The organism is Pedobacter ginsenosidimutans, assembly GCF_001442625.1.
GTDB lineage: Bacteria > Bacteroidota > Bacteroidia > Sphingobacteriales > Sphingobacteriaceae > Pedobacter > Pedobacter ginsenosidimutans.
This window is the reverse complement of the sequence record NZ_LMZQ01000005.1, coordinates 215,001-239,657: the sequence shown is the minus strand read 5'-3', so window position 1 is coordinate 239,657 and position 24,657 is coordinate 215,001. Positions and strand designations below refer to the sequence as shown.

19 protein-coding genes are annotated in these 24,657 nt (G+C 37.4%); 10 read left to right on the top strand and 9 right to left on the bottom strand.

Annotated features, from left to right (window positions below):
• The first annotated feature begins 22 nt into the window (after positions 1 to 22).
• Both ASU31_RS09400 and ASU31_RS09395 read left to right on the top strand, forming a co-directional pair.
• A complete protein-coding gene (locus ASU31_RS09400; protein ID WP_057932083.1) occupies positions 23 to 1,024 on the top strand; it encodes an NAD(P)H-dependent glycerol-3-phosphate dehydrogenase in 1,002 nt (333 codons plus the stop codon).
• Between the two features lie 578 nt (positions 1,025 to 1,602).
• Entirely contained in the window at positions 1,603 to 1,947 is a 345-nt protein-coding gene (locus tag ASU31_RS09395) for a hypothetical protein (protein ID WP_057932082.1), read from the top strand.
• A gap of 70 nt (positions 1,948 to 2,017) precedes the next feature.
• Here the strand turns inward: ASU31_RS09395 and ASU31_RS09390 are convergent, their stop codons facing one another.
• The 6 genes from ASU31_RS09390 to rpmB all read right to left on the bottom strand — a co-directional run bounded on the left by ASU31_RS09390 (position 2,018) and on the right by rpmB (position 5,977).
• A complete protein-coding gene (locus ASU31_RS09390) occupies positions 2,018 to 2,518 on the bottom strand; it encodes a hypothetical protein (RefSeq protein WP_057932081.1) in 501 nt (166 codons plus the stop codon).
• Between the two features lie 214 nt (positions 2,519 to 2,732).
• Positions 2,733 to 4,064 (bottom strand): 30S ribosomal protein S12 methylthiotransferase RimO, encoded by a 1,332-nt coding sequence (rimO, locus tag ASU31_RS09385; RefSeq protein ID WP_057932080.1) that lies wholly within the window; start codon positions 4,062 to 4,064, stop codon positions 2,733 to 2,735.
• 151 nt (positions 4,065 to 4,215) lie between these two features.
• Complete coding sequence (gene ftsY / locus ASU31_RS09380) at positions 4,216 to 5,178, bottom strand: signal recognition particle-docking protein FtsY (RefSeq protein ID WP_057932079.1); 963 nt, start codon at positions 5,176 to 5,178, stop codon at positions 4,216 to 4,218.
• A gap of 84 nt (positions 5,179 to 5,262) precedes the next feature.
• Complete coding sequence (locus ASU31_RS27180; RefSeq protein WP_010599808.1) at positions 5,263 to 5,418, bottom strand: DUF4295 domain-containing protein; 156 nt, start codon at positions 5,416 to 5,418, stop codon at positions 5,263 to 5,265.
• Positions 5,419 to 5,516: 98 nt separating this feature from the next.
• Complete coding sequence (gene rpmG / locus ASU31_RS09375) at positions 5,517 to 5,699, bottom strand: 50S ribosomal protein L33 (protein WP_010599807.1); 183 nt, start codon at positions 5,697 to 5,699, stop codon at positions 5,517 to 5,519.
• A 44-nt stretch (positions 5,700 to 5,743) separates the two neighbouring features.
• On the bottom strand, positions 5,744 to 5,977 hold the full coding sequence (gene rpmB, locus ASU31_RS09370) for a 50S ribosomal protein L28 (RefSeq protein WP_025145121.1): 234 nt from the start codon (positions 5,975 to 5,977) through the stop codon (positions 5,744 to 5,746).
• Between the two features lie 275 nt (positions 5,978 to 6,252).
• On the opposite strand from rpmB, the gene acs reads away from it, so the two are divergent.
• A complete protein-coding gene (gene acs, locus ASU31_RS09365) occupies positions 6,253 to 8,160 on the top strand; it encodes an acetate--CoA ligase (RefSeq protein WP_280739846.1) in 1,908 nt (635 codons plus the stop codon).
• A 66-nt stretch (positions 8,161 to 8,226) separates the two neighbouring features.
• Here the strand turns inward: acs and ASU31_RS09360 are convergent, their stop codons facing one another.
• Positions 8,227 to 9,594 carry a RagB/SusD family nutrient uptake outer membrane protein gene (locus ASU31_RS09360; protein ID WP_057932077.1) on the bottom strand — a complete coding sequence of 456 codons (1,368 nt, stop codon included), beginning with the start codon at positions 9,592 to 9,594 and terminating at the stop codon, positions 8,227 to 8,229.
• A gap of 11 nt (positions 9,595 to 9,605) precedes the next feature.
• The gene (locus tag ASU31_RS09355) at positions 9,606 to 12,614 is read right to left on the bottom strand and encodes a SusC/RagA family TonB-linked outer membrane protein (RefSeq protein WP_057932076.1); all 3,009 of its coding nucleotides are present in this window, start codon (positions 12,612 to 12,614) and stop codon (positions 9,606 to 9,608) included.
• A 201-nt stretch (positions 12,615 to 12,815) separates the two neighbouring features.
• Here ASU31_RS09355 and ASU31_RS09350 point away from each other — a divergent pair, with 201 nt between their 5' ends.
• Together ASU31_RS09350 and ASU31_RS09345 are read left to right on the top strand one after the other, a co-directional pair.
• Positions 12,816 to 13,001, top strand: a complete 186-nt coding sequence (locus ASU31_RS09350) for a CsbD family protein (RefSeq protein WP_029276197.1) — start codon at positions 12,816 to 12,818, stop codon at positions 12,999 to 13,001.
• A gap of 64 nt (positions 13,002 to 13,065) precedes the next feature.
• Positions 13,066 to 14,118: a glycoside hydrolase family 130 protein gene (locus tag ASU31_RS09345; protein ID WP_057932075.1), complete on the top strand. Its 1,053-nt coding sequence runs from the start codon at positions 13,066 to 13,068 to the stop codon at positions 14,116 to 14,118.
• Positions 14,119 to 14,403: 285 nt separating this feature from the next.
• Here the strand turns inward: ASU31_RS09345 and ASU31_RS09340 are convergent, their stop codons facing one another.
• Positions 14,404 to 17,337 (bottom strand): M16 family metallopeptidase, encoded by a 2,934-nt coding sequence (locus ASU31_RS09340; RefSeq protein ID WP_057932074.1) that lies wholly within the window; start codon positions 17,335 to 17,337, stop codon positions 14,404 to 14,406.
• 222 nt (positions 17,338 to 17,559) lie between these two features.
• Here ASU31_RS09340 and surE point away from each other — a divergent pair, with 222 nt between their 5' ends.
• From surE to ASU31_RS09315, 5 genes are all read left to right on the top strand, one after another.
• Positions 17,560 to 18,405: a 5'/3'-nucleotidase SurE gene (gene surE, locus ASU31_RS09335; protein ID WP_057932073.1), complete on the top strand. Its 846-nt coding sequence runs from the start codon at positions 17,560 to 17,562 to the stop codon at positions 18,403 to 18,405.
• A gap of 24 nt (positions 18,406 to 18,429) precedes the next feature.
• Positions 18,430 to 18,690 carry a stationary phase survival protein SurE gene (locus ASU31_RS09330; protein ID WP_245224516.1) on the top strand — a complete coding sequence of 87 codons (261 nt, stop codon included), beginning with the start codon at positions 18,430 to 18,432 and terminating at the stop codon, positions 18,688 to 18,690.
• Between the two features lie 219 nt (positions 18,691 to 18,909).
• Positions 18,910 to 20,013, top strand: coding sequence for a lipid-A-disaccharide synthase (lpxB, locus tag ASU31_RS09325; RefSeq protein ID WP_057932071.1), 1,104 nt, complete (start codon positions 18,910 to 18,912; stop codon positions 20,011 to 20,013).
• Positions 20,014 to 20,268: 255 nt separating this feature from the next.
• Positions 20,269 to 21,273 carry a LacI family DNA-binding transcriptional regulator gene (locus tag ASU31_RS09320; protein WP_057932070.1) on the top strand — a complete coding sequence of 335 codons (1,005 nt, stop codon included), beginning with the start codon at positions 20,269 to 20,271 and terminating at the stop codon, positions 21,271 to 21,273.
• A gap of 342 nt (positions 21,274 to 21,615) precedes the next feature.
• Positions 21,616 to 24,654 carry a SusC/RagA family TonB-linked outer membrane protein gene (locus tag ASU31_RS09315; protein ID WP_083505319.1) on the top strand — a complete coding sequence of 1,013 codons (3,039 nt, stop codon included), beginning with the start codon at positions 21,616 to 21,618 and terminating at the stop codon, positions 24,652 to 24,654.
• Positions 24,655 to 24,657 lie beyond the last annotated feature (3 nt).

The window sequence follows — 24,657 nt, the reverse complement described above, 5'->3', positions numbered from 1 at the left end:
CCGGGATTTTTATTTTATAAATATGGTACCTAAAATAGCGATGATAGGGGGCGGAAGCTGGGCGACTGCCATTGTGAAAATGCTTGCAGATAATTTAGCTGAAAAGGAAATTTTTTGGTGGATGCGCAACGAGGCTGCCATAGCGCACATTAAAAAATTTAAACATAACCCTAATTATATTAGTTCTGTTGAGATTAAACTTACTCAGGAAGACCATATCTCTTCAGATATCAATTCCATCATAAAATCTGCCGAATTTGTAATTCTAAACGTCCCGGCGGCATTTTTAAAAAATACTTTAGCTTCCATCACCACTGAAGATTTAAAGGGCAAAAAAATCATTTCAGCCATAAAAGGCATTGTACCCGAAGATAATCTGATTATCGGCGAATTTTTGCACGAAAATTATAACATCCCATATGATGATATTTTGGTGGTTAGCGGACCATGCCATGCCGAGGAAGTAGCTTTAGAAAAATTATCATACCTAACCATCGCCTGTACCGATGTAGAAAAGGCATCCACTTTCGCTTCGTTTTTAAACACCCGTTATATTAAAACAAACGTATCAGACGATATTTTCGGGACGGAATATGCTGCAGTTTTAAAAAATATTTATGCGGTAGCCAGTGGTATTTGTCATGGCATAGGTTATGGCGATAATTTTCAGGCGGTGTTGATCAGCAATGCCATCCGTGAGATTAAACGTTTCGTTGATGCCGTTCATCCTATCAACAGGGATATTATGGAGTCGGCATATCTTGGCGATCTGTTGGTTACTGCATATTCGCAGTTCAGCCGTAACCGCACATTTGGTAACATGGTAGGGAAAGGTTACACCGTAAAATCGGCTCAATTGGAGATGAATATGGTTGCTGAAGGTTATTATGCGGTTAAGTGTATGCATATTAAAAATCAGGCGTATAATGTAGATATGCCAATTTGCAAGGCGGTGCACAGTATTATTTACGAAAACCGTTCGCCGCACATTGAAATGAAATTACTAGCCGAGAAATTAAACTAGGGGCAGGGCTTTGATGGCCATTTAGTCTTTTAATGTAAATTTAGTTTTTTGTAAAGGAGGTTCATTGCTTCTCGGTTAGGACAGTCCTTCTTTTCGCTAGTATCTTTTTGTGATGGTTAGTGAGGGGTGTTTGTGGGGTACAACAAAAAGGATAACCGCTTCAATAAGGTTTATTGGACGAAGGGCTGCGCAAGAAATAAAAAATGAATGCTTACGAAAGAAGTAGGTAGGCGTTCTGTATTTTCTTGCAGTACCAATTTGTTTAGCCCCGGGCGAAGCGGCATCCCTGGAGCGCAGCGAAAGGATACAGCGAAGAACGGGAACAAGCTTTAATAGCTGCTGTGGCCATGCGCTCCAAAAAAATAAAAATTTGACTTAAAGCATTTTAAGTGACTTTCCATTGGGAAGCTCTTCAACGAATTAGCGCAATTATTTGCTTTTTTGTAAATCAAGATCTTTTACCATTGATTGGTTCTCTACTTATAAAATAATATTTTAAAACTTTATCTTTATTAGTGTAACAGAAATAAAACAAATCTTATGATCAACTGTTATTCTCTAAACAAAATATAGCTGTCATGAAAAGAAAATTAGTAATGGGTTTATTAACGCTGGCCTTATTTGGAGGTGTAGCCTTAACTGTAAATGCTCAAGAAAAGAAAAAAACTGAAGTTGGTAAAGCATTAGATCATACCGGAAAAGCAATAAGTAAAGGTGCTAAATCTGTAGGTAATAAAACTGCCGAAGTAGCAGTAAAAGGCAGTTCGAAAGTTGCTGATAAAACCTGGAAAGGCAAAATGGCACCGGATGGATCAGATGTTTATATCAATGCAAAAAATGAAAAATATTATGTGAACTCTAAAGGCGCTAAAATTTGGTTAAAACCTAGTCAGATTAAAAACAGGCCTGCGTCTAAAAAATAACATATAAAAAAATCCCGAGGTCATCGGGATTTTTTTATGCCGTTTATTTGTATTTAAAATTCTTTTCCTCTTATATCTTTAAGGTGTAAATGCTATTTAAATACTGACTGTTAATATTCGGAAGTTCTTTAGGAGCATCAACTTTATCGATCAGTAATTTTTCAACCGCACGATTATTCACCTTTAGGTTAAGCTCATAAAGCTTATCGCCCAGTTTAAGATAAAAGGCATTATCTATGCTTTTGGCTTGAAGCCCTATTTCATAGGAAATAAGTTGATAATAATCCAATTTTAAGTTATTCGTGTAAGTAAAGGGCTGGCGAATGTCGAAATTGATTTGTTTAATTACATTGCTGGCATCTTTAGAATAAAGCTGAATCTGGGTCTTGTCTAAAAAACCTGTAGTTTTAGGGTTAAGGAGATCCACATCGGCACTGTTTTTAATCACCAAGCCTAAGCTTGTGTCATAACTTATAGGAGAGCAGGCACATAGTCCGCCGCCGTTGGTTATTTTTTTGCAACCTAAATTGGTGATGAAAATGAGCACGAGAACAAATAGAATTTTTTTCATTTAGCTTAAATTATTGAGTTATAATTTTTAAGGTTTAAAGGATTTCTGTTTAATTGCAATTAGCCATCAATCTGGTTTGGTGCATCGGTATCTGGTTCTATTCTTTAAACGAAGATGTGATGGTATTCGCTACAGCGGAAAGCGAATAATTAAATGTTTATAAAAACAAAAACCCCAAAAGCACTGCTTTTGGGGTTTCGTATTTTGTGTTTTTTTAAACTATAGTTCCGTATAAATCGAAATCTTCAGCCCTGTCTATCTTCACATTAACAAAGCTTCCGTTAGCGGCATAACCTGTAGCCGCATCGATTAAAACTTCATTGTCAACCTCAGGCGAATCAAATTCGGTTCTACCTACAAAGAAATCGCCTTCTTTTTTATCTACTAGCACCTTGAAGGTTTTGCCTACTTTTTCTTGATTAATATCGAAAGAAATACCTTGCTGGATTTCCATAATATCATCTACACGTTGTTGTTTTACTTCGTCCGGAATATCATCAACTAAGGTATGTGCATGCGTTTTTTCTTCATGAGAATAGGTAAAGCAACCCAAACGATCGAATTTGGTTTCGGCAACCCACTCCTTCATTTCTTCAAAATCGTGTTCGGTTTCGCCAGGGTAGCCACAAATTAAAGTAGTACGCATGGCGATGTTTGGCACTTTATCACGGATCTGATTGACTAAATCTATGGTTTTTTGTTTGGTGGTACCACGGCGCATCGATTTCAACATATTATCGGTAATGTGCTGTAATGGCATATCCAGGTATTTGCAGATGTTATCGCGCTCGTTCATGACATCTAAAATTTCCATCGGGAAACCAGATGGGTAGGCGTATTGCAAACGGATCCATTCGATTCCTGGAACATCTGATAAACGACGCATCAACTCATCTAACTTGCGCACACCATAAAGGTCCAAACCATAATAGGTAAGATCCTGAGCAATTAAAATCAGTTCTTTTGTACCGTTTTTAGCTAGTATTTTAGCCTCGTTAACCAATTCTTCCATTGGTTTGCTCAAGTGTTTGCCACGCATTAAAGGGATGGCACAGAAAGAACATGGGCGGTTACAGCCTTCGGCAATTTTGAAATAAGCGAAATGAGAAGGGGTGGTTAGCAAACGTTCGCCAATAAGTTCGTGTTTGTAATTCGCACCCAACTCATGTAATATATTCTGCAGATCGTTAGTGCCGAAAAAGGCATCAACATTGGTAATTTCTGATTCCAGTTCAGGTTTGTAACGTTCAGATAAACAACCTGTAACCACTACTTTGCCAATTTTACCGGCTTCCTTTAGTTCACTGAACTGTAGAATGGTATCGATTGATTCTTGTTTAGCATTATCGATAAAACCGCAGGTGTTAATTACAACGATATCATCTTTGCCCATCTTGTCTGATTCGTGCACAACATTTAAGTTGTTGCCACGCAGCTGGCCCATCAATACTTCCGAATCGTATATGTTTTTTGAACAACCTAATGTAATTACATTAATTTTGGGTTGTTTAATTGCGCTTTTACTTCTTACTATTTTGGTATTCATCTTTCACTTAATCTTTCTATAAACACAACATTTTTGTAGTCTGTGTCTTGTTGGTGCGGTCGTCATCCTGAATTCATTTCAGGATCTCAATGGCAGATGCTGAAATAAATTCAGCATGACGGTCGATAATGATTTGATTTATAAATTTAGCTTATTTAAACAAACTATTCACAAACTCTTTCTTATCAAAAAGCTGTAAGTCGCCAATTTTTTCTCCTACACCAATATATTTAACAGGAATCCTGAACTGATCTGAAATTCCGATTACGACACCGCCTTTTGCTGTTCCGTCTAATTTTGTAATGGCCAATGCATTAACATCAGTAGCTTCGGTAAACTGTTTGCACTGTTCAAAGGCATTTTGTCCGGTCGAGGCATCCAATACCAATAAAATTTCGTGCGGTGCACCTGGCACTACCTTTTGCATCACCTGTTTAATTTTACCCAACTCGTTCATCAAACCGATTTTGTTGTGTAAACGTCCGGCAGTATCAATAATCACTACATCTTCGTCGTTAGCAACAGCCGACTGTAAGGTATCAAAAGCAACTGAAGCAGGATCAGAACCCATAGCCTGTGCCACAACCCTCACGCCAACGCGTTCGCCCCAAAGTTTAATCTGGTCAACGGCCGCAGCTCTAAAGGTATCGGCAGCACCTAATACTACCTTAAGTCCCGATTCTTTAAGTTTATGCGCCAGCTTTCCGATAGTAGTGGTTTTACCCACACCATTTACGCCAACCACCATAATTACATAAGGTTTATGATCGCCATATTCGAACTGACGGAAATCGTTACTGTTGTTTTCGGATAAAAGTAACTGGATTTCATCACGCAGGATAAAATTTAGTTCTGAGGTATTGAGGTATTTATCTTTGGCAACACGTTCTTCGATACGTTTGATAATTTTTAATGTAGTACTTACACCAACATCAGAAGTAACCAAAACTTCTTCCAGATTATCGAGCACTTCATCATCAACAGAAGATTTTCCTGCTACAGCTTTGGTAATTTTATTAAAGAAACCGTCTTTAGTTTTCTCTAAACCTTTATCCAGTGCTTCCTGAGCTTCAGGTGCAGTTTCTTTCTTTTTGAAAAAATCGAATAAACCCATATCTAAATTTTTATATAACAAAAAAAGCCCTTCCGGTTAAAACGGAACGGCCTTTAATATTTTTAATATTAAAAAATATTAACCTTATTTAGATGCAATAGCATCTTTTACGTGGTCGTTGTGTACGATAAGTTCTTTGAATGAGTAAGCACCGGTTTTTGGTGATTTTACCATTGTAATTACTTTCGAATATTCTTTACCTGTACCTGTTTTAAGGGTTGCAACTACTTTCTTTGCCATGTTCTTATAATTTTAATTATTAGGTTTGAGATATCAGACATTAGATTTGAGACTTGCAAAATGCTTTAGTCTTTAAGCTTTGGTCTTTTATTCTTAACCTATTTAATTTCTTTATGTACGGTTACTTTTCTCAATACCGGATTGAATTTTTTCAATTCTAATCTCTCAGTAGTGTTTTTACGGTTTTTGGTAGAAATATATCTAGACATACCTGGCATGCCACTTTCTTTATGTTCAGTACATTCTAAAATAACCTGAACTCTGTTACCTTTTTTTGCCATTTTAATATAAATTGAAAACTGTTAATCTCAACAGTTAATGTTTTTTACAAAAATCCTTTTTTTACGAAACGGTTAATTGCTTCGCTAATGCCCACTTTATTGATGGTTTTAATCGCTGAAGTAGAAACTTTCAACGTAATCCAACGGTTTTCTTCAGGAATATAAAATTTCTGAAGTTGTAGGTTTGGGTAAAATTTGCGTTTGGTTTTAACGTTTGAGTGAGAAACGTTGTTACCTACCATTGCTTTTTTTCCTGTTAAATCACAAACTCTTGACATGACTTGTAAATATAGTTGTTAATATCGTCCGCTTAATTTTTTTAAGAGTGTGCAAATATCTGAATAATAATTGTAAACAGCAATAGTACAGCTAAATATTTTTGTAATTAATATTTATAGGCTGAAAAGGTTTGTAAACGCCAAATATTAAAATCTTCATATATTACATATATTAAAATAAATATTCCGGATCAAACGTTTGATATTCATTTTGATACGATTAGACTATTTTTCCTTATTATTATTTATTTAAATTAGCCCCACTAATCCAAAATATAGAACGAGCAATGCAAATTACATCTTTTAAGCAATACGAAGAAGATTATAAGAAAAGCGTAGAAAACCCAGAGCAGTTTTGGGGCGAAGTAGCGCAAAACTTTCAATGGCGCAAACCTTGGTTCAAGGTATTATCCTGGAACTTTAACGAACCAAATATCAAGTGGTTCGAAGGCGCTAAACTTAATATTACCGAAAATTGTTTAGATCGGCACTTGGCTACCAATGGCGATAAACCTGCTATTGTTTGGGAACCTAATAATCCTGAAGAAGAAAGTGTTACTTATACTTATAAAATGTTGCACGAACGCGTTTGCCGTTTTGCCAATGTTTTAAAACGTAACGGCGCAAAAAAAGGCGACCGTATTTGTATCTATATGCCTATGGTGCCGGAACTGGCTATTGCTGTTTTGGCCTGTGCCAGGATTGGTGCCGTTCACTCCGTTATTTTTGGTGGATTTTCTGCTAAATCTATTGCCGACAGGATTAACGATTCGCAATGTAAAGTAGTGATTACGGCAGATGGTTCTTATCGTGGCAATAAACAGATTCCTTTAAAAGATGTAATTGACGATGCCTTAATTGGTTGCCCAACCGTTGAAAAATGTATCGTGTTAACCCATATCCGTACACCTGTTTCGATGTTGAAAGGCAGGGACGTATGGTGGGAAGATGAGGTTAAACACGTAAACGATATCTGCGAAGCAGAAGAAATGGATGCAGAAGATATGCTGTTTATTCTCTACACATCTGGTTCTACCGGCAAACCCAAAGGTGTGGTGCATACCTGTGGCGGTTATATGGTTTATGCGGGTTATACTTTTTCGAATGTATTTAACTATCAGCCTGGCGAGGTTTATTTTTGTACAGCAGATATCGGCTGGATTACCGGTCACTCTTATATTGTTTACGGGCCGCTTTCGCAAGGTGCTACTTCGGTTCTTTTTGAAGGGATTCCTACTTATCCTACACCATCACGTTTTTGGGATATTGTAGAAAAACACAAGGTGAATACTTTATACACAGCTCCAACGGCTATCCGCTCTTTAATGAGTTATGGTGAAGATCCATTAAACGGCAAAGATTTAAGCTCAATCCGCGTTTTAGGCTCGGTAGGAGAGCCGATCAACGAAGAAGCATGGCATTGGTTCGATGAGAAAATCGGGCACGGTAAAGCGCCTATTGTTGATACCTGGTGGCAGACAGAAACGGGGGGCATTATGATTTCGCCCATTGCTACGGTAACACCAACCAAACCTAGCTTTGCCACATTGCCTTTGCCGGGTATTCAACCGATTTTGGTGGATGAAAATGGTAATGAAATTGAAGGGAATGGCGTAATGGGAAATCTTTGTATCAAATTCCCTTGGCCGGGTATGTTGCGTACCACTTATGGCGATCACGAGCGCTGCAAACAGACTTATTTCTCTACTTACGAGAATTTATATTTTACGGGCGACGGCTGTTTACGTGATGAAGATGGTTATTATCGAATCACAGGTCGAGTTGATGATGTGTTAAACGTTTCTGGACATAGAATTGGTACCGCTGAGGTAGAAAATGCGATTAATATGCATGCCGGTGTGGTAGAAAGTGCAGTTGTGGGTTATCCGCATGATGTAAAAGGCCAGGGTATTTATGCTTTTGTAATTTACCCTGAAATGCATGGCGAAGCAGAATTATCTAAAAAAGATATTTTACAAACGGTTACCCGTGTAATTGGGGCGATTGCCAAGCCTGATAAAATATTGTTTGTTTCTGGTTTACCCAAAACACGCTCGGGCAAAATTATGCGTAGAATTCTGCGTAAAATTGCCGAAGGGGATACAACTAATTTAGGCGATACTTCTACGTTGCTCGATCCAGGCGTAGTAGAAGAGATTATAGCAGCAGCCAAAAAGCTTTAACCATAATTTTAAGAAAAAGAAATGCCCCCGAAATTTTTGGGGCATTTCTGTTATAATGCTACATTTCTAATAACCTGGGTTTTGCTTTAAAGCTTTATTCACATTTATTTCACGGTCTGGAATTGGGAAAACCAATTTAGGATCGTCATAGGCAAAGGTTCCGATAGAACGTTTAGTGCGTTTATAATCATGAAGCCTAAAACCTTCATAATCTAACTCCTTTTCGCGTTCGTTTAAGATAATTGTTAATGTTGGCACAACGTCACCTAATCCAGCCCTTGTTCTTAAAGTATTGATATCGCTTGCAGGGGTAGCACCGACGCTTGTCCCCAATCTAAAATTGCACTCAGCGCGTATTAAATATTGTTCGGTAATTCTACAAACAGGAATATTATCATAAAAGCTGTACCATTTTTTGGTAAAAAGACCTGTTCTGGCACCTGTACCATCATAAATCATTTCTGTTTGTCTTTTATCACCAGTTTCGAACGAATCGTAAAATATGGTATTTACTAATGCATCAGCCCTACCAACATCTCCACCCGTAGCATTTTGATAACTGGCATAAAAAGTTGCCAAGCCATCGTTAGATGTTCCTGCGTTACTTTGTTCGTTCTGTTTGATTTCGAAAATCCCCTCACTCGAATTTTTGGTTCTGAAAGGTGCTTCAAGAGAATTTGTAATTAAATGATATGGGCTATTGGTAATAATATCATTGGCCATATCCCTTGCTAAAGCATATTTACCCTCTTGCAGATAAACCCTTGCCAAAAAAGCTTTGGCAGCATATTGATCATCAACTGTAGCCAATTTTGTAATGGCCGATTTTAAATCATTTTCTACAGCCGTATAAACTTCTGCAACCGTATTTCTTGCAACACTGTTCGTTACATTATCTATGGTTTTTACTGCCTTTGTAATAATAGGAACGCCTAAATTTGTGTTAGTACCTGATGCATCGTAAGGTAGTGCGTATAATCTTACCAACTCAAAATGCATAATCCCTCTAATAAATAAAGCTTTACCTTCTATTATACTTTTTGTATTGGCATCACTTACTACATTTAATGCAGAAAGTACAATATTCGCAGTATTAATTGTACTATAGGCAGTTATCCATGTTCTGGTTACATCAGCATTGTTTGATACAATAGCTTTGCTAGCAATGTTGCGGTAAGTAGTAAAACTTCCTCTCCAAGTTAAGTAATCATCACTGGCATAAAGATCGGGTAGAAAAACGAGGTTTGTCCCGTACAGATCGCCAGTTGCTAAGAAAGTATATGCACCAATTAATGCGTTTTGCACATCTGCAGTATTATTTAATGCCACACTGGCATCTATATTTTGTTTAGGATCTATTTCTAATTGTTTTTTACAGCCAGATGCGCTTAGAACAATAAGAAATGCAGCTAATATATTTTTATAATTTTTCATATCTAATGTTTTTATAAGCCAATGTTTACACCGAAAGTAATTGTTCTTGCTTGTGGTGGAGTATAAAAATCATGACCGAGCTGAATGTTGTCAGACTGGAGGGAGCCACCACTTGGGGTATTCACTTCTGGATCGTAACCTTTATAACCAGTTATGGTAAATAGGTTAAGTGCAGATGCGTATATCCTTACATTCTGTAATTTATACTTATTTATAAAGGCTTTAGGGATGTTATAGCCAAAGGTTACACTCTTTATCCTCAGGTAAGACCCATCCTGTATCCATCTGGATGAAGGACTTGTTCCATTTCCTTCACCAAACCTTGGTTGTGGTATAGGGGTGTTGGTGTTGGTAGGTGTCCAATAATTTAACTGATCAATGGTTTGGTTGTCAAAATAATCGCCGTTTGCTGATTGAAAAACACCTGCCATATTGTAAATATCATTACCGCTAACAAATTGCGACTGAATATCCAGATCGAAATTTTTGAAAGAGAAATGATTTCCAAAGCCACCAAAGAATTTAGGGTTTGGATCGCCTAGCTTTTGGTTTTCTGCAGCAGCATAATCATTAGTTGTTTTTGTTCTTGATGCATCAACATAATAAAGTGCGTCGCCATTAGCTGGGTCTACACCAGCATATGCTTTTCCGTAAAAGTAGCCCAGTGGCTCTCCAACCGATACTCTTCCCAAAAACCTCCCACCAGGATAAATAGGCTGATCATCAACTAAACGCAATACTTTATTCTTGTTGAAAGATATATTAAAAGAAGTTGACCATTTAAATTCTCCAACAAAATTTCTGGTATTTAAAGAAAACTCAAATCCTTTGTTTTGCATATCGCCAATGTTTCTTGTAATGGATGAAAAACCATTTGTGGCGGCAATTGGTGCATTTAATAATAAATCTGTTGTTTTCTTTTTATAATATTCAACTGTACCCGAAATCCGGTCTGAGAAAAAACCAAAATCTAAACCTATGTTATAATTGGTTGTGTTTTCCCAGCTTAAATTCGGATCGCCTAACTGGCTTGGGCGTGTGCCGCCAACACCAGCATAATTAACACCGCGATATAAATTTCTAGAGGCAAAATCGCCAATTTCTGCATTACCCGTTAAACCATAACTTCCTCTAAGCTTTAATAAGCTTAACCAGCTACTCGATTTTAGAAACTCTTCCTGGTTTATAATCCAGCCTGCCGAAACTGCAGGGAAGGTTCCATATCTGTTGTTTACGCCAAACCTTGAAGAGCCATCCGTTCTTATCGAAGCACTTAACAAGTATTTCTCTTCGTATTTATAATTTACCCTGGCCAGATACGAAACAAAAGTATGTCTGGTTTCTGAAGAGGTACCAGCAGAAATTATCGCTGCACTGGCAATTTTGGTGAAATTATCGGATGGTAGTGTAGTTCCCGTTACAGATGAGAACCTGAATTTTGTATCCTGAAAGGCGAAACCGGCCAATACATTCAGGTTATGTTTTTCGTTAAAGGTTTTGGTATAGTTAAGGGTATTATTCGTGTTGAAGTTTATGGATTTGGCCATGTAATCTGTAGAAGAGCCTCCTGTACTACCGCCATCCTGAGTTTTTGACCCTAAAAATTGTTCTTCTTCCAGATTGTTGAAATCAAAACCGTATTCACTTCTAAAAACTAAATCTGGTGTGATTTTTAAGCTTGCATATGCATTGGCAAAAGTTCTGTACGTAGTTGATAGATTTTTGCCATTTTCATAGTCGATTAAACTGTTATAATAAACAGTAGAACCATTCAATTGACCTGATGCATCACGTACGGGCTGAATTGGTGGCAAAGCATTTAATTGTAATGGATTGGAGAAGGCATTATCAGTAGGAATACGGTAATTGTCTACTTTAGAGATGTTGACCGATCCTCCAACATCTAAAATTTTCGAGACGGTATGGTCTAAACTTAACCGGCCACCAGTACGTACATAACGGTTGCTAACTATAATCCCATCATTATTATTGTAGTTTCCCGAAAGCATAAACCTTGTTTTTGCATCACCACCATTAATATTTAAGCTATATTGTTGTGTGTGCCCTTTTCTAAAAGCTTCGTTTACCCAATTGGTGTTGTTGTTGCTCGTCCAATCATCTGTACCTGTATAATCTTTCCACATTTCTGCAGCATTGGCATAATCTCCATCATCATAGTTATTGTACTTAAAAGATGCATCTAATAATTGACGGTATTGGTCAGCATTTAAAAAATCGCCTTTTTTGGTTGGATCGCTAAACCCTGCGTAATATCCAAAATCGATATTGGTTCTTCCTTGTTTACCTTTTTTGGTGGTAATCAGCACAACCCCGTTCGATCCCCTTGCTCCATAAATCGCTGCAGATGCTGCATCTTTTAAAACTTCCATCGACTCTATGTCATCAGGACTAATGGCCGCAAGCGGGTTATCAGCCTCTGTATAGGTTCCCAATGCTTCACTTACAATAGGAACTCCATCAATAACAAATAAAGGTTGGTTACTTGCCGAAATAGAAGAAATACCCCTCACACGGATTTGGAGAGCCTGACCCAGTTTGCCACTGCTAGAGTTGATAAATACACCAGGTGCTTTGCCTTGTAAAGCACTTTCGATGGTTGTTAAGGGCTTGTCTTTCAGGTCAGCAGCTGTTACTTTCGCTATTGATCCCGTTACATCTCTTCTGTTTTGCGTTCCATAACCCACCACCACCACATCCGATAGCGTATTGTTTTCCTCATCAAGGCTTACAATAACACTTTGCCCTGTAATGGGCACTTCTTTGGTCTTAAAACCGATGAAGCTAAAAACGAGTGTTTTGGCATCTTCCGAAACCGTTAATTTAAAAGCTCCGGTGGCATCGCTCTGCGTACCGGTTGATGGTGAGCCTTTTACAAATACGCTAACCCCTGGAATTGGTCCTGAGGCCGACGTTACTTTCCCGCTAATTACCTTGCCTTGTGCGAAAGCAAATGAAATTACACTGAGAGATAAAATCATACATAAGAGTAGTTTTTTCATCAAATTGTTAGTTTAGTTAATAATGTTTATTCATTCATAGAAATGATACTCTTAATGTAATTAAAAATATGTAAAAAACCATGTGTATCAGGACAAAATCAGCCCATTGTTTGGTTTAATATGCTTAAATCAAAACAAATAGTGGCGAAAACTGTTATAAGATTTAGAAATTACATTGTTTAAATCAAAAAAAATACGAGCATGGATAAGTTAGAATTAAAAGGAAAGTGGAATGAAATAAAAGGAAAGGTTAAACAAGCTTATGCTGATTTAACTGACGATGATTTAAAACACGAAGAAGGTCAGGACGATGAATTGTTGGGGAAACTGCAACAAAAAACGGGAAAAGGAAGAGATGAACTTGTGAAATGGATAAACTCCTTATAATATCAATTCAATAGCGGAACAGGCGGTCAAATTTTGGTCGCCTGTTTGCTTTAAAAATATTTTTATGGCCGATATAGCCCAGCGGTTTCCTCAAAATCCAATATTATCTCCAAAAGATCTCGTACCCAGCAGGGAAGGTCTGGAGATTGTATGTCTGCTCAATCCCGGCGTTTTTAAGTTTGAAGGAAAAATTTGGCTACTGATCCGTGTAGCCGAAAGACCAAAGCAAAAGGAAGGCATTATTTCGTTTCCGGTATTAAACGAAGCTGGGATAGAAATTATAGCCATCGAAGAAAACGATCCGGATCTCAATGCCGGCGACCCGAGGGTGATCACTTACAAAGGAATTGATTACTTAACCACACTATCTCATTTAAGATTGGTTTGTAGCACTGACGGTGTTCATTTTGAAGAACCCGAAGGTTATCCTTTGCTACAGGGAGAAGGTGAAGACGAAGCGTTTGGAATAGAAGATTGCCGCGTATCCTTAATCGCCAATACTTATTATTTAACCTATACTGCTGTTTCTGGGCATGGTGTTGGTGTGGGGATGCGCAGCACAACAAACTGGAAAACCTTCCAAAGTTATGGTATGATTATCCCGCCGCACAATAAAGACTGTGCCATGTTTGACGAACGCATTAATGGTAAATTTTACGCTTTGCACCGCCCCAGTAGTGTAGCATTAGGTGGAAATTATATCTGGCTGGCCGAATCTCCGGATGGTATTCATTGGGGAAAACACAGGTGTATCATTAAAACCAGGCCTAACCACTGGGATAGTGCACGTGTGGGCGCTGGGGCAGCACCCATAAAAACTGCAGAAGGGTGGCTCGAAGTCTATCACGGTGCAAACGGAAAACATCAATATTGTTTAGGGGCCTTTCTAATGGATTTAAATGATCCATCTAAAGTATTGGCCAGAACCGAAGAGCCGATTATGGTGCCAACAGCAGATTATGAGTTACATGGTTTTTTTGGCGAGGTCGTATTTACAAACGGCCACATCGTTAACGGAGATGAATTAACGATTTATTATGGTGCTGCTGATGAGTTTGTTTGCGGGGCTAAATTTTCGGTGAAAGAAATTTTGGACGCACTGGTTTTTTACCACTAAGGCACGAATACACAAAATTGTTTTTCTACATCACGAAACCAATGACTAATGAACTTAATTGCCACGGAGGTACAGATTAACACGGAAGATATTATTGCTTTTACCACCAAGACGCAAAGACACAATTGTTTTTTCTCATTATGCAACCAATGACAAATGAACCAATGGCCAATGAACTATTGGACTAAACAAAAAGCGATCCCCGTTTCCGGGAATCGCTGGTAATTTTGATATTAAAGCATCAGGTTCTACCTTAAACCTTCCGCCTTCCTACCCTCTACCTTTTTAATATCCAAAAATCTGCTCCAGGCTTAATTTAGTTACCGGACCAAATTTTGCTAAATCAGCCATGTTGATTTTTTTCTCTGAAGCCACGATACAATAGCTGTAAGGTTTGCCCGAAAGATTGGTCTGGTGGAATGATTTTACATCATTAAAAGTCAATGGTTTTAAATTCGCGTATTCATCAACTCTTGAGTCGTGATCAAAGCCTAATTTTTTATCTGCCAAATAGCTATAGATAATTCCGTCTTTGGTGATACGGCTGGTTTCCAGGCCATTTAATGAATTGGTTTTTGATAATGCAAATGATTTATCAGACTCTGGTAAAGTGGTTAATAACTCATTCATACCGGCAACGGCCTCATTCATTTTATCTGCCTGTGTACCTACATAAGCGATAATGGTATTTTCTTTTTCTTTGGTATTTGGAGAAGAATATACCGCGAAAGTAGAATAAGCCAAGGCTTTAGATTCGCGGATGGTTTGGAATACTACAGAGCCCATACCGCCGCCAAAATAGTTGTTAAATAAGGCAATTTTTGCAGCGTTGGCCGGATCGTATAATCCTCCATTGCGTACCCAACGGATTTCTGCCTGCACCATATCGTAATCGGCAAAGTAAACTTTGTTCGAATCGGTTTTGGTGTATACAAATTTCTTAATTGGCGCCGCATCTGTAAATTCTTTAGCCAACGGATGTGCTTTTACAATATCAGCTGAAAATGCTGCTAAAGTTTTAGGACCATAATAAGTAATGGTGTGTTTGTAATTGGTAAGGTTATGTAAGATATAGATCAAATCTGCCGATTTCATATTTTTGATCTCATCATTAGTTAATCCGTAATTGAAAGGATTATCTGCACCATACTGTGCATAACTCATTAAACCACCAAGAATTGATGATTTGTTTAATTTTGCATTATCTCTTGATTTTAACAAACGACCTTTTAAATCTTCTAAGGCTTTTTCGTTTGGTTTGCAATTTGCCAGTACATCTTCTACCAAGGCAACAGCTTTATCAAAATTTTCTTGTAAACCGCTGATCGAAACTGTAGTTACATCGGTACCTACGTTTATGCTATAGCTACAGGCGATGTTGTAAAAAGCCTTGCTGATATCTTCTGCCGAATATTTATCAGTACTTAAGAAAGCTAAATACTGGGCAGCATAAGGCAATAATTTATAATTGTAAGAGCCCATGTCAAAACGGTAGCCTAAACGGAAAATTCCGTTTTCGGTGTTTTGTACCGAGATTACATCGGCAATACCTGCTTTACCGAAATTAAGATCTTTTGTATAATCTAAAAACTTAGGAGCAATAGGTTTTACCGGAGCAGCAATGATGTCTTTTGTAAATGGAGAAACCTCATTAACATTGGTTTTTACAGCGGTAATGGCTGGCTTTTCTACTTTGATGATACTCTTATCTTCGCCTTTATGTTTTAAGATAGAAACATAGTTGTTGATGAAAAATTTATTGGCAAAGTCTACAATTTCCTTTTTGGTTACTTTAACCATTGCATCGGTTGATGCCAGGGTTTTATCCCACTCCGTACCACGGTTTTGGATAAAGGCATTCATGGCGAAATCTGCACGCACATCGTTATTATCGAAGCTCTGTAACTCCGCTAATTTGATGTTCGCAACAGTTGCTTTAATCAAACCTTCGTCGAATTCGCCTTTTTTAAGCAGTTCTACCTGCTCTAACAATAATTTTTGCGCTTCTTCTAAACTTTGTCCGGCTTTAGGTGAGCCAGATAAAATGAAGATTCCATAATCTTTCATTGAGTTATAACCAGCGCTTGCCCTCAACATTTTTTGCTGTTTATTGATGTTGATATCCATTAAACCCGCTTTACCGTTTGCTAAAATGCTGCCAATTAAATCTAACAATAAACTTTGGTGCGTATTTTGGGCAAAACCCCTGTATGCAACATATAAATTTTCGGCACTTGGGCCATAAATATCAACCGTTTGAACCTGTGTTAACGGTTTTTCTGGTGCAGGGTTATAAAGCGACAAAGGTTTAGGTGCCATATAAGCGAAGTCTTTGTCGATTTTTTTGATTAAATCATCATAATTAATATCGCCACTCATAATTAAGGCCATATTATTGGGCACATAATATTTGTTGTAATATTTTCTGATTTCGATTAAGGATGGATTTTTTAAATGCTCGATGGTACCAATGGTGGTTTGTTGTCCGTAGTTATGTGTTGGGAACAAAGCATACAGCATTTTCTCGTACATTTTACGGCCGTCGTTATCCATACCGATGTTTTTCTCTTCGTAAACAGCTTCTAATTCTGTATGGAAGATACGGAAAACAGGCGCGCGGAAACGTTCTGCCTGCACAGCCAAAAATTTATCAATGGCATTTGATGGAAGGTCTTCTTCATAAACGGTTTCTTCTACCGAGGTGTGGGCGTTGGTAGAGTTGCTCCCGATCGATTTCATCATTTTATCGTATTCGTTTGCGATAGAATAATTAGAAGCTTCGCCCGAAGTTTTATCAATTTCCTTATAAATTTCCTTACGCTTAGCTGGATCGGTAGTTTTGTTATATGTTTCGTAAAGTGCTTCGATCTTATCTAAAAGTGGTTTTTCTTTGGCATAATTTAAGGTTCCAAATTTATCCGTTCCTTTAAATAAAAGGTGTTCTAAATAATGCGCCAGGCCGGTATTGGTACGCGGATCGGTATTACTGCCCGCTCTTACCGCCATTTTATAGGTAATATTCGGCTCTTTATTGTTCTGAGATAAAATTACTGTCAAACCGTTTTTTAGCGTATAAAAACGTGTTTTGGTCGGATCGTTGGTTACATACCTGTAGCTAAAGCCACCAGATGTTCCTGTTTTCCATTGATAGGTTGTTTGCGCCTTTGCTAAAGCACCTGTAATTAGAAAACAAGCCAAAGTAAATAGTTTGAATTTCATTGAATTGGTTTTGGTTTATGATAATGAGTGTGTACCTGTTAGTTTAAGCGTGATCTCAAATACAGCCTTCATTTTTAATAAGTTATTTATTCAAATATATATGCTTTCTGGCAGGGAATGAAATAATTTTGATTTCAAAACTAAAAATCTAGGAATAAATGATTTTAGCATATAAATCATGGTTTATTGTGCCTTGAATTTATAATCTGTATTTTTACCGGCATGACAAAGCAGGGCACAAAACCAAATATTTTAGTTGTAAATGACGACGGGATTACAGCTACGGGCATAAAGAATTTAATGGAAGTAATGCAGGAGCTGGGCAATGTAGTGGTGGTTGCACCAGATAGTCCGCAAAGCGGAATGGGACATGCCATTACCATAGGTAAGCCGATCCGTTTTGATAAGGTTGATTTTTATGCAGGTGTAGAAATGTATAAATGCAGTGGAACCCCGGTTGATTGTGTTAAAATTGCTGTAAATAAGATTTTTAAAGGTAAAAAACCTGACTTATGCGTTTCAGGAATTAACCATGGACTGAATAATTCGATTAATGTACTCTATTCAGGTACCATGTCTGCTGCAGTAGAAGGCGCAATAGAAAAAATTCCATCTATTGGTTTCTCTTTAGATGATTTTGCAGCCGATGCTGATTTTAGTCATACCAAAAAATACATTAAAAACATCTGTGAGCAGGTTTTAGCGAATGGTTTACCAGAGGGAACCCTTTTAAACGTGAATTTCCCGAAGGGCGATCAGCTAAAAGGCGTTAAGGTTTGCCGACAGGCCAATGCCAAGTGGATGGAAGAATTTGATGAAAGAACTGATCCTTACAAACGACCATATTATTGGTTAACCGGTGTTTTCGAAAATTTCGATAAAGGAGAAGATACCGATGTTTGGGCACTGGAAAACAATTACATTTCTATTGTTCCGGTCCAGTTTGATTTAACGGCCCATCATGCGATACAAGCAATAAACAGCTGGGATTTTATCGGTAATAATGCTACGAAATCTAAAAGTGCCGGAGTTAAAGTTTCAGCGCCCGATGGCATTAATCTAGGTTAAGCGCTTGCCATTATGATTGATCGGTTGAAAAGATTAAATAATTCTGTATGGATAGGTTTGTGCATTGGTTTGCTTGTGCCAGCAATATTTTGTTCTATTGCCTGGTACATCATTACTCATGTTGCTTCACTCGCTAAAGCAGATTTGTTATATATTGGTGGTATTGCAATAAATGCTTATACCATGCAATATTTTTTTAAATACAATAAAGAAAATATTGGAAGAGGCATATTGGCCGCAACATTTTTATGCGCTTTTGTGTTTTTTGCTTATAAAGTTTTTTGAAAGAATATAAGAGAAGTTAGTGTTTAGCCAAAAACAAAGCTGGATGACAGGTTACAATGAATCGTCATCTCGACCGTAGCGAAGAGATCTTTTAATATAGTCCAAAGATCTCTCCACTACGCGTTGCTACGGTCGAGATGACGCCGACTTCTAGAATCTTTCGTTGACAGTGATCGCTTTTTTTACTTATAATAACGTTTTTTCTATAAAAATTATAACATGAAATACTACCTCGTAGCCGGAGAAGCCTCAGGCGATTTACATGGCGCCAACTTAATGAAAGCCTTAAAAGCTGAGGACGACGAAGCGGTGTTCAGGTATTTCGGGGGCGATAAAATGGAAGCCGAGGGTGGCGAGTTGGTTAAACATTATGCCGATATGGCTTTTATGGGTTTTACCGAGGTGATTTTAAATTTACGAACCATTTTCAGAAATCTTAAAGCCTGTAAGGATGATATTCTACAATGGAAGCCCGATGTGCTGATTCTGATCGATTTTCCGGGGTTTAATTTAAAAATCGCGGAGTTTGCAAAAGCAAACGGTATAAAAGTATGTTATTATATTTCGCCTAAGGTTTGGGCATGGAACCAAAAACGGGTGTTGAAAATCAAAAAGGTTGTCGATCATATGTTCTGTATCTTGCCTTTCGAAGTAGATTTCTACAAGGAATGGGGCATGAAGGTAGATTATGTAGGCAATCCCTTATTAGACGAAATTGCGCAGTTTACGCCAGATCTAAATTTTCGCGAAAACCATCAATTAGGAGATGAAAAAATTATCGCTCTGTTGCCTGGTAGTCGCAAGCAGGAAATAGAACGTTTACTCCCGGTGATGTTAAGCATTAGCGAAAACCATCCTGGTTACGTGTTTGCCATTGCAGCTGCACCAACCTTTACCGAAAGTTATTATCGCCAGTTTACGGGAGATAAAAAAGTTCATCTTCTTTTTAACAATACCTACAATTTATTGCACCATGCCCATGCTGCAATTGTAGCTTCAGGAACAGCTACCTTAGAAACAGCTTTGTTTAAAGTGCCACAGGTGGTGGTTTATAAGGGCGGGACCATTTCAATTGCCATTGCCAGAATGTTGGTGAAAATTAAATTTATTTCACTGGTTAATCTTATCGTAAACAAGAAGATTGTAACCGAACTTATCCAGGAAGATTGTAACACCCAAAAAGTAAATGAAGAACTTAAAATGATCCTGGAAGGGGCAGGCCGGAACGAGATGTTAAAACATTACGACGAGCTGCTTTTACTCATGGGAAAACCCGGTGCTTCGGCAAAAACAGCCAGATTAATTACTACCTACCTGCACTAAACAATGCAACAGGATAGAGGGGCTTAATTATGAACTTACTTACTTGTACAGGATATTAATTTTGATACAAAGGACGCTTTAATGGTACCTTTTGTTGTTTTAAGCTTTCACATTTACATTGTACCATCCTTTAACAAGCGTTTCTAAAACGATTAACATAAAAAATGTTAAATTGCGTCTTTATAATGGGCAAAAATTTAAAAGCTGCAATTTTTATTTAGCTTTGAATTGATTAACTTAAAGAAATCCAACCAGATGAAATCGCTTTCTATTAAAGATATAGCCGTAAAAGCAAATGTATCCATTACCACAGTTTCATTCATTATTAACGGTAAAGCAAAAGAGAAATCGATAAGCGAAGCAGTAATAGAGAAAGTTGAAAAAATTATCGAAGAAAGCGGTTATAAGCCTAATCAGATTGCAAGAAGTTTAAGGACGGGTAACTCTAATATTATCGGTTTAATTATCGAAGATATCTCCAATTCATTCTTCTCCAGGATTGCAAGGTTAATCGAAGATAAAGCCTATAAAAGAGGATATAAAATTATTTATTCCAGTACAGAAAACAGCATCGACAAAGCAAAGGAGTTGATTAACATGTTCAAATCGCGGAAAGTTGATGCCTATATCATTTCTCCGATAAAAGGAATAGAAGAAGATATACAAATGCTCCTGGATGATGGAAACCCTGTTATCCTGTTTGATAGAAATTTGTCAGACGTTAATACCAGCTATGTAGGAGCAGATCATTTTAATGCCTCGCACCAATCAATACAGAGTTTTATCGATCAGGGTAAAAAGAACATCGCCCTGGTTACCACTGATATAAATGTGGAACAGATTATAGAACGATACGATGGTTATAAAAAAGCACTGGAAGATAATGGGATCAAATATGATGACAAGCTGGTTTTAAAGATCCACTTTAATCAGGAAGAAGGCGAAACAATTGCTCAGATTCAAGAACTCTTCGAAAATAAAAAAATCGATGCAGTATTATTTGCAACCAATTATTTGGCGATTAGTGGCTTAAAAGCGCTGAAACAAATCAATAAAAAAGTAGGAGATGATTTCGGAGTTATCGCATATGATGATCATGAAGCATTTGAACTCCATACCCCTCGTATTTCTGCTGTCCAACAACCCCTGGAAGAAATAGCCGAAACTATTATTAAACTCATTTTAAACCAGCTTTCATCAAAAGGTAAACTACCTGCTGAAGAGGTAATTATCCCCGCCCGTTTAGTTATTAGAGACTAGAAAAAAACCATCCCTTACTCGATTGTAATAGTTTTTTTACTTACTAAAACGTTTTATTATAATTTAAAATAATTATCATTGATCGACTAAAACGTTTTAGCGTAGCCGATCTATTTATTATGAGAATTACAGCAGCTCTTTACTGAATTTTAACAGTTTTTACTAAACCGCAGAAATAGATTTTGTTCGACGGAGTTTTTTCTGTCATGATCAAATCAAACCTTTAAATCAATAAAATACCTGAAATGTTCGGCAACTAATCCAGTCCGGTCATTTCCATCACAGATAAAATATTACCAGGAAAACAAATAACTAATCATTTATAATTTAACAAAACCGTTAATGAAAATTAATTTACTTAAAATTACGGGGCTGTCTGCTGCAATTGTGTTGCTAAATAGTCCGGCGTTTTCAATGAATTCGGAGTGGGAAGGCACACGGGGGTTCTTGAATGTGAACATACTCAATGGGCGGGTTCAGGCGCAAAAAAATGTTACCGGAACAGTAGTCGACGATAGTGGCCTGCCAATTCCAGGGGTAGGTATTAAGAATATAACTTCGGGCAAAGGTGTTGTAACCGATGCAACTGGAAAATTTAGTATAGAAGCAAATGTAGGTGATGTGATCAGGATCAGTTATATAGGCTATATAACGCAGAACATCACAATTGCTAATCAAACCACATTAAATATCAAATTAGTGGTGTCTTCTGATACTAAACTGGATGATGTTGTTGTTGTTGGTTATGGTAGCCGTAGTCAAAGAGAGTTAACATCTGCTATCACTAAAGTAGACACTAGTCAATTCAGACAAAGTGGTGCTAGAAATGCGCTGGATTTATTACAAGGTAAAGTTGCTGGTTTACAAATTACCAGAAGTAGCTCAAACCCAAATACCGGCGTAGCTATTCAGCTTCGTGGTGTTACTTCAATTTCAGGTACAGCGAGTCCGCTTATTGTAATTGATGGAATTCCAGGTGGTAATTTAGATTTACTGCAACAAGATGATATCGAATCTTTTACTGTATTAAAAGATGGTTCTGCGGCAGCAATTTACGGTACCAGAGCTAATGCGGGTGTTATTTTGGTTACTACTAAAAAAGGCCGTAAAGGAACTGCTCAGTTCAGTTACAATGGTTACGCAAAACACGAAACATTGTATGAGCGTCCTGATTTCATGAACGCAACTCAATTCAGAGAAAAAATTGCAGCTGGACAATACACCGCTAAAGATTACGGTGGCGACTTTAATTATTTCGACGATCTTATTAATAAAGATAATTTAACGAACTATCAGAATTTATCGGTTTCTGGTGGTAGCGATAAATCGAACTACCGTGGATCATTTACATACAATAAGTTAGATGGTTTTGCAAGAGAAAACAGCAGAGAACAATATCAATTTAGAATGAGCTTAACACAAAAGGGCTTTAAAGATAAAGTTACTGCTATGTTTAATGTTGCTTCGAATATCAATAGAGCCAATTTATTAGGTGGCGGTGGCTGGGAAGCTGTTTTAACCAAAAATCCTACTGAATCGTATTATAATCCTAATGGTTCTTATTTATTTACCAGAAATATTACCAATGAGATTGCTCGTTTAGCACAAGAGACAAGTAAAAGAGATCAGCAAACTTATTCTGTTGATGGTAAAATCGATATTGACATTATGAAAGATCTGAAAGCATCAGCATTTGTTGCTTATCAGAGAAATCAGTATGTTGATAATCAATATCGTTTACTTGGAAGTCAAAATTCTGTAGAGAATGGAGATGCCCCAGGTGGTGGTTATGCTTATAAAGGTACTAGATTAGAGCAAAACTTCAACTTTGAGCCAACAATTGAGTACAGCAAGACAATTAAAGATAAACATCGTTTAACCGGCATGATCGGATACTCTTACCGATACGAAGTTAATGAGGAGTTTAGTGCAAACAACCGCGGTTATACAAACGATATTTTCGGGGAAAACAACTTGGGCAGTGTGCCGGTTGCAGTAAATAGAATCGGTATTGCCAGTAATAAAAACGATAATACCTTAATAGCTTTATTTGGTCGTGTGCACTATACCTTCGATGGTAAAGTTAACTTCGAGGCTGTATTAAGAAGAGAGGGATCGTCAAAATTTGGAGCGAACAATAAATGGGCAAGTTTTCCGGCAATTTCTGCATCGTGGGAAATTACCCGCGAGAAATTTATGGCAAATGCCAAATGGCTTAATTTCTTAAAAATTAGAGCCGGATACGGGGAAACTGGTAACTCTGGCTTTGAAAACTATGCATCTTTAGTAACCTTAAGTCCAGGTAATCTTTATCCTTTCCCTGGAGGCCAATGGCTACAAACTTATGGCCCATCACGTAATCCAAATCCAAATTTAAGATGGGAACGTAAAAAGGAATATAACTTAGGTTTGGATTTTGCCATGTTCAACAATAAATTGAGTGGCTCGGTAGATGTTTTCAAACGTGATATTGAAGATTTACTTTATACTTATACTTCTCCACAACCTCCATATGTTGCAAGTACTATTTATACTAACGTAGGTACAATTTCGGCAAAAGGTATTGAATTAACGTTGAGTTATGCAGCAATAAAGAATAAAGACTTTTCATGGAATGTTGATTTTGCAGGAAGTACAATTGATAACAAGCTGGTAACTTTTTCAAATGACGAATTCAGAAGAGATATGGTACCTTTTGGAAGTATCGGTGGTGCAGGCGATCTCGGTAACGCGTTCCGTACATACGAAGGTCGCAACATTGGCGAGTTCTGGGGTAAACGTTTTAACAGCTTCACGCCAGATGGTAAGTGGTTATTTACTAATCGTGCTGGACAAGCGGTGCCAAATGCACAAATTAATACGTCTCCTTTCCGCGATCAAACTGATTTGCAGGTTATTGGAAATGCAATTCCTAAATATTACTTGTCACTAGGAAATACTTTTACCTACAAGCAATTTGATTTGAGAATTTTCTTAAGAAGTAAATTAGACTTTGATGTATTAAATACTGTTGCTTTATCTTATGGAAACAAATTCGGAACACAGGGTAACTTATTAAACAGTGCTTTTACTAAATATGCGGAAATCAATGATACGTATATGTATTCTGATTATTATCTGGAAAACGGAAGCTTCTTAAAAGTTGATGAGGTAACGTTAGGTTATACATTCAAATTTAAAGATAAGGCATTCAGAAGCTTACGTGTATATGCCGTTGGTCAAAACCTGGCATTATTAACTGGTTACACAGGTAACGATCCTGATTTGATTCAAGACACGGGCTTGGGGCAAGAAATTAATGGACGCAGTTTAGGTATTGATACCAGAAGTCCTTATCCAACAACCAGAAGTTTTGTGTTCGGTGTTAATTTTGGATTTTAATAA

What these genes read in the sequence shown, in the direction of transcription:
- ASU31_RS09400 (WP_057932083.1), top strand. Translation starts at nt 23, where the DNA reads ATGGTACCTAAAATAGCGATGATAGGGGGCGGAAGCTGGGCGACTGCC.
- ASU31_RS09395 (WP_057932082.1), top strand. Translation starts at nt 1,603, where the DNA reads ATGAAAAGAAAATTAGTAATGGGTTTATTAACGCTGGCCTTATTTGGA.
- ASU31_RS09390 (WP_057932081.1), bottom strand. Translation starts at nt 2,518, where the DNA reads ATGAAAAAAATTCTATTTGTTCTCGTGCTCATTTTCATCACCAATTTA.
- rimO (WP_057932080.1), bottom strand. Translation starts at nt 4,064, where the DNA reads ATGAATACCAAAATAGTAAGAAGTAAAAGCGCAATTAAACAACCCAAA.
- ftsY (WP_057932079.1), bottom strand. Translation starts at nt 5,178, where the DNA reads ATGGGTTTATTCGATTTTTTCAAAAAGAAAGAAACTGCACCTGAAGCT.
- ASU31_RS27180 (WP_010599808.1), bottom strand. Translation starts at nt 5,418, where the DNA reads ATGGCAAAGAAAGTAGTTGCAACCCTTAAAACAGGTACAGGTAAAGAA.
- rpmG (WP_010599807.1), bottom strand. Translation starts at nt 5,699, where the DNA reads ATGGCAAAAAAAGGTAACAGAGTTCAGGTTATTTTAGAATGTACTGAA.
- rpmB (WP_025145121.1), bottom strand. Translation starts at nt 5,977, where the DNA reads ATGTCAAGAGTTTGTGATTTAACAGGAAAAAAAGCAATGGTAGGTAAC.
- ASU31_RS09360 (WP_057932077.1), bottom strand. Translation starts at nt 9,594, where the DNA reads ATGAAAAATTATAAAAATATATTAGCTGCATTTCTTATTGTTCTAAGC.
- ASU31_RS09355 (WP_057932076.1), bottom strand. Translation starts at nt 12,614, where the DNA reads ATGAAAAAACTACTCTTATGTATGATTTTATCTCTCAGTGTAATTTCA.
- ASU31_RS09350 (WP_029276197.1), top strand. Translation starts at nt 12,816, where the DNA reads ATGGATAAGTTAGAATTAAAAGGAAAGTGGAATGAAATAAAAGGAAAG.
- ASU31_RS09345 (WP_057932075.1), top strand. Translation starts at nt 13,066, where the DNA reads ATGGCCGATATAGCCCAGCGGTTTCCTCAAAATCCAATATTATCTCCA.
- ASU31_RS09340 (WP_057932074.1), bottom strand. Translation starts at nt 17,337, where the DNA reads ATGAAATTCAAACTATTTACTTTGGCTTGTTTTCTAATTACAGGTGCT.
- surE (WP_057932073.1), top strand. Translation starts at nt 17,560, where the DNA reads ATGACAAAGCAGGGCACAAAACCAAATATTTTAGTTGTAAATGACGAC.
- lpxB (WP_057932071.1), top strand. Translation starts at nt 18,910, where the DNA reads ATGAAATACTACCTCGTAGCCGGAGAAGCCTCAGGCGATTTACATGGC.
- ASU31_RS09320 (WP_057932070.1), top strand. Translation starts at nt 20,269, where the DNA reads ATGAAATCGCTTTCTATTAAAGATATAGCCGTAAAAGCAAATGTATCC.
- ASU31_RS09315 (WP_083505319.1), top strand. Translation starts at nt 21,616, where the DNA reads ATGAAAATTAATTTACTTAAAATTACGGGGCTGTCTGCTGCAATTGTG.